This window comes from Brachybacterium sp. HMSC06H03, from assembly GCF_001807385.1.
Lineage (GTDB): Bacteria > Actinomycetota > Actinomycetes > Actinomycetales > Dermabacteraceae > Brachybacterium > Brachybacterium conglomeratum.
On record NZ_KV788670.1, the window covers coordinates 1 to 4,053 of the forward strand.

7 protein-coding genes are annotated in these 4,053 nt (G+C 72.4%); 5 read left to right on the plus strand and 2 right to left on the minus strand.

Annotated features, from left to right (window positions below):
• The coding region (locus tag HMPREF3159_RS02335) for an SseB family protein (RefSeq protein ID WP_070499508.1) at positions 1-628 on the plus strand (628 nt) is incomplete at its 5' end.
• Positions 629-683: 55 nt separating this feature from the next.
• Here HMPREF3159_RS02335 and HMPREF3159_RS02340 read toward each other — a convergent pair.
• Positions 684-1,016, minus strand: coding sequence for a DUF1844 domain-containing protein (locus HMPREF3159_RS02340; RefSeq protein ID WP_050815731.1), 333 nt, complete (start codon positions 1,014-1,016; stop codon positions 684-686).
• Between the two features lie 182 nt (positions 1,017-1,198).
• Entirely contained in the window at positions 1,199-2,119 is a 921-nt protein-coding gene (locus HMPREF3159_RS02345; protein WP_070499509.1) for a DUF4352 domain-containing protein, read from the minus strand.
• A 344-nt stretch (positions 2,120-2,463) separates the two neighbouring features.
• On the opposite strand from HMPREF3159_RS02345, the gene infC reads away from it, so the two are divergent.
• The 4 genes from infC to HMPREF3159_RS02365 form a co-directional block, all read left to right on the plus strand.
• Complete coding sequence (gene infC / locus HMPREF3159_RS02350) at positions 2,464-3,036, plus strand: translation initiation factor IF-3 (RefSeq protein WP_062947826.1); 573 nt, start codon at positions 2,464-2,466, stop codon at positions 3,034-3,036.
• Positions 3,037-3,061: 25 nt separating this feature from the next.
• Positions 3,062-3,256, plus strand: a complete 195-nt coding sequence (gene rpmI, locus HMPREF3159_RS02355) for a 50S ribosomal protein L35 (protein WP_010550143.1) — start codon at positions 3,062-3,064, stop codon at positions 3,254-3,256.
• A gap of 58 nt (positions 3,257-3,314) precedes the next feature.
• Complete coding sequence (rplT, locus tag HMPREF3159_RS02360) at positions 3,315-3,695, plus strand: 50S ribosomal protein L20 (protein WP_010550142.1); 381 nt, start codon at positions 3,315-3,317, stop codon at positions 3,693-3,695.
• A 19-nt stretch (positions 3,696-3,714) separates the two neighbouring features.
• On the plus strand, positions 3,715-4,053 hold a 339-nt coding region (locus HMPREF3159_RS02365), incomplete at its 3' end, for an RNA methyltransferase substrate-binding domain-containing protein (protein ID WP_305764312.1).

A 4,053-nucleotide genomic window follows, 5' to 3' on the forward strand; every position in this document is an offset into this window, starting at 1 on the left:
GGGCCGGGACCCGCACCGGCGCGCGCTCGTCGCGGCGCTCGCGACCGCCCGGGTGCTGGTGCCGATCATGGCGGTCGCGACCGAGACGGGCACCACCGCCCACGGCCTCACCGGCGACAACGGCGCCGACATGGCGATGGTCTCGATCACCGCGCCCGACGGGACGACGGTGCTGCCGCTGTTCACCTCGGTCGACCAGCTCTCCGCCTGGCGCGGGGATGCTCGGCCCGTGCCCGTGGTCGCGCCGCAGGCGGCGCAGGCCGCGGTCCAGGAGGGCTGCACCGCGCTGCTGCTGGACGCCGCGACGCCCGAGGCCGAGGGCGGCCCCGTGCTGCTGCCGCGCTCGGTGCTGTGGGCGCTCGCGCAGGGGCGCGAGTGGATCCCGCCGCATGAGGACGGCGAGCTCGCCGCGGAGCTCGAGCGGGTCGGGACCTCCGCCTCGCCCGCCGTGCTGGGCCTCGCGGCCCGCGCCGGCGAGCGCGCCGAGGTGGATCTCCACCTGCGGCTGCGCCCGGGGCTGACCGCGGAGCAGGTCTCCGCGGTGGTCCAGCTGGTGACGCAGGGGCTCGGGGAATCGCAGCTCGTCGCCGAGCGGATCAGCTCGATGCGGCTCGTGCTCGGCTCCTGAACCGGAGCCGGTGCCGGAGCCGCAGCCCGGCCCGCGACGCCGCGGCCCGACCTCGTCAGGAGACCCGGCCGGTGTACTTCTCTCCCGGCGCCTTGCCCGGCTCGTCGGGGAAGGGCAGGGCCTCCGCGAAGGCGAGCTGAAGGGAGCGCAGACCGTCCCGCAGCGAGCGGGCGTGCTCGTTGCCGATCTCAGGGGCGGCGGCGGTGACCAGGCCCGCGAGGGCGGTGATCAGCTTCCGCGCCTCGGCGAGGTCCTGGTACTGCCCGGTCTCCTCGTCCTCGGCGAGGCCCACCTTCACCGCCGCGGCGCTCATCAGGTGCACGCAGGCGGAGGTGATGATCTCGACCGAGGAGACCTCGGCGATGTCGCGCAGCTCGTCGGCGCCGATCCCCTCGTCGTGGCTGTGCGGGGCGTCGTGGCTGTGCGGTGCGTCGTGGCTGTGCGCGGCGTCGTGCGCGTGCGGGGTGCTGTCGTGGGAGTGCTCGGTCACTGGGGGTCCTTCGTTCTCGGTCCGCGTCCGGCTCGGACGCGGTGCGGGGGTGGTGGTCCGCGGCGGGCGGAGGGAGTGGCTCAGCCGGCCAGGGGCAGGGATCCGGTCATGTCCTCGTCGAAGTCGACGAGGATCGCGGAGGGCTCGGTGCCGATCGGCACGTCGAAGACCAGGTGGACGGTGCCGCCGCCGCCGCCCGGGATCTGGGTGGGCCTCTTGCTGTCGGCGATGTGCACGCGGCTCGCATCGAGGTCGAGCGGGTGGGTGGCGCCGTCGGCGGACTCCAGCGAGATCGACTCCGGGGTGAGCGGCACCGCCCGGTCGCCCTGGTTGTCGATCTCGACGGTGGCGATGACGAACTCGCCCTCCGGCGCGACCGGGTCGGAGCGGCTGCCGACGCTGCGCACGCCCGCCTCGGTGCTCACCGCGGTCATCTCGACCTCGCCGATCGTCGCGCTGCCGCCGGAGTCTCCGTCCTGCGGGGCGGCGGTCCCGGCGGGCGCCGACGGATCGGAGTCGCCCGGGTCATCGGAGCCCAGGGCGCTGAAGGCGAGGATGCCCCCGCCGACGGCGACGGCGAGGACCAGCACGGCGACGAGGACGATCGCACCGATGAGCAGTCCGCTGCGGGAGCCCTTCGCCTCGTCGGGATCCTGCACCTTCGCGGGCCGACGGTTGGGGACGGCCGGGCGCGGGGGAGGGGTCGGGAACCCCTCGGGCACCGGGCGCAGCATCGCGCGGGGAGCGGTGACGCCCTGGACGCCGGTGACGGAGCGGCGCTCGGTCTCGGAGAGGTCGTGCGGGCCCTCGGTCTGCTGGGCGGGCTCGCCGCCGCCCGGAGCCGGGAGCTCCTCGTCGTTCCCGTAGCCGTACTCGTGGGAGGCGTCCACGGGGCTCTGCGGGGCGGGGAGCTCCGGGGTGCCGGTCGGCTCCGCGGGCGCGGGGTCGGTGGGGAGCGCTGGCCGGCCGTCCTGCTCGGACGCCTCGCGGTCGGTGTGCACCTGTACTCCTCGCTGATCGCGGCCTGGCGGCGCGACGCACATCACCTGGACGTCCGTCGCACTCCTGGTAGGATAGTCGACTGGAACAGGTCGAAACCCTCGTCATACGTTCCTCAAGTGGAGTCCCTTCCCACCTCGTGGCGTCCAGCCGCTGGGTCAGTATCGCAGTCGGGCGTCATCGTCCGGCGAGCGGGCCGTCGTGCCCGACCGCCGTGCCAGCGCTCGCACCTTGGGGCCTCCGCATGATTGCGGGGGCCTTCGTCGTCTTCCGACTCGAAACAAGGTGAGGAGCCAACATCAGCGAACAGCGCATCAACGGTCAGATCAGGGTCCCCAAGGTCCTCCTGGTCGGTCCCAACGGCGAGCAGGTCGGTGAGGTCCGTGTCGAGGACGCCCTGCGTCTCGCCCAGGAAGCAGACCTCGACCTGGTCGAGGTCGCACCGGGTGCGAACCCGCCCGTCGCGCGGCTCATGGATTACGGCAAGTACAAGTACGAAGCCAACCTGAAGGCCCGTGAGGCTCGGAAGAACCAGGCGAACACGGTCCAGAAGGAAATCCGGATGGGCCTGAAGATCGACACGCACGACTACGAGACCAAGCGTCGCAACGTCGAGAAGTTCCTCGACGGCGGCGACAAGGTGAAGGTCATCATCCGCTTCCGCGGCCGTGAGCAGTCCCGTCCCGAGCGGGGCGTCAAGCTCCTGCAGCGCATGGCGGAGGACGTCTCGGAGTACGGCTTCGTCGAGTCCCACCCGCGGCAGGACGGCCGCAACATGGTGATGGTCTTCGGGCCTCACAAGAAGAAGGCTCAGGCCATGGCCGAGGCCCGCAAGCGCAAGACCGACGCCGAAAAGGCAGCGGCTCGCGGCAAGGACGACGAGTCCGCGCCCGAGGCCGAGGCCGGCGCCGAGTCCTGAGAACGTCACAAGGAGAAACAGGCCAATGCCGAAGAACAAGACCCACTCGGGTACCAAGAAGCGCGTCCGCGTCACCGGTTCGGGCAAGCTCATGCGGGAGAAGGCGAACGCTCGCCACCTCCTGGAGCACAAGTCCTCCACCCGCAAGCGCCGTCTGGGCTCCGACACCGACGTGTCGAAGGCCGATGCCAAGCGCATGAAGAAGCTGCTGGGCCGCTGATCGCCCACGCGGGAGCACGGCTCCCGCGACCCTGAACTTACGATCGAAGGAGTATCACGTGGCACGCGTGAAGCGGGCGGTCAACGCCCAGAAGAAGCGTCGGGAGATCCTCGAGCAGGCCAGCGGCTACCGCGGCCAGCGCTCGCGCCTGTACCGCAAGGCGAAGGAGCAGGTGCTGCACTCGCAGACCTACAACTTCCGCGACCGCAAGAAGCGCAAGGGCGACTTCCGTCAGCTCTGGATCCAGCGCATCAACGCGGCGTCCCGCGCCAACGGCCTGACCTACAACCGCTTCATCCAGGGCCTCGGGCTCGCGGGTGTCGAGGTGGACCGTCGCATGCTCGCCGAGCTCGCCGTCAACGACGCGCCGGCTTTCGCCGCCCTGGTCGAGGTCGCCAAGAACGCCCTCCCCGAGGACGTCAACGCCCCCGCGGCCTGAGATCGCTGCCCGTCCAGCGATGACCGAGCGCCCGGATCAGTCCCCGATCACCTCCCCCCGCTCCGCGCGGGTGCGGAAGGTGGCGGCGCTGACCGGGCGCTCGGCGCGTCGCAAGCAGGGACGCTTCCGCGTCGAGGGGCCGCAGGCCGTGCGCTCCCTCCTCGCGCACCGGCCCGAGCTCGCCCTCGAGGTGCACCTCACCGAGCGCGCCGCCGAGGCGCACCCCGAGCTCGAGCGCCTCGCCCGCGCGGCGGGCGTACCGGCCCGCCTCGTCGACGAGCAGATCCTGCGCGCCATGGTGCGCGAGAGCGGCCCGGCCGACGCGACCGCCGACGTCGCGTCCGCTCCCGCCGCCGGG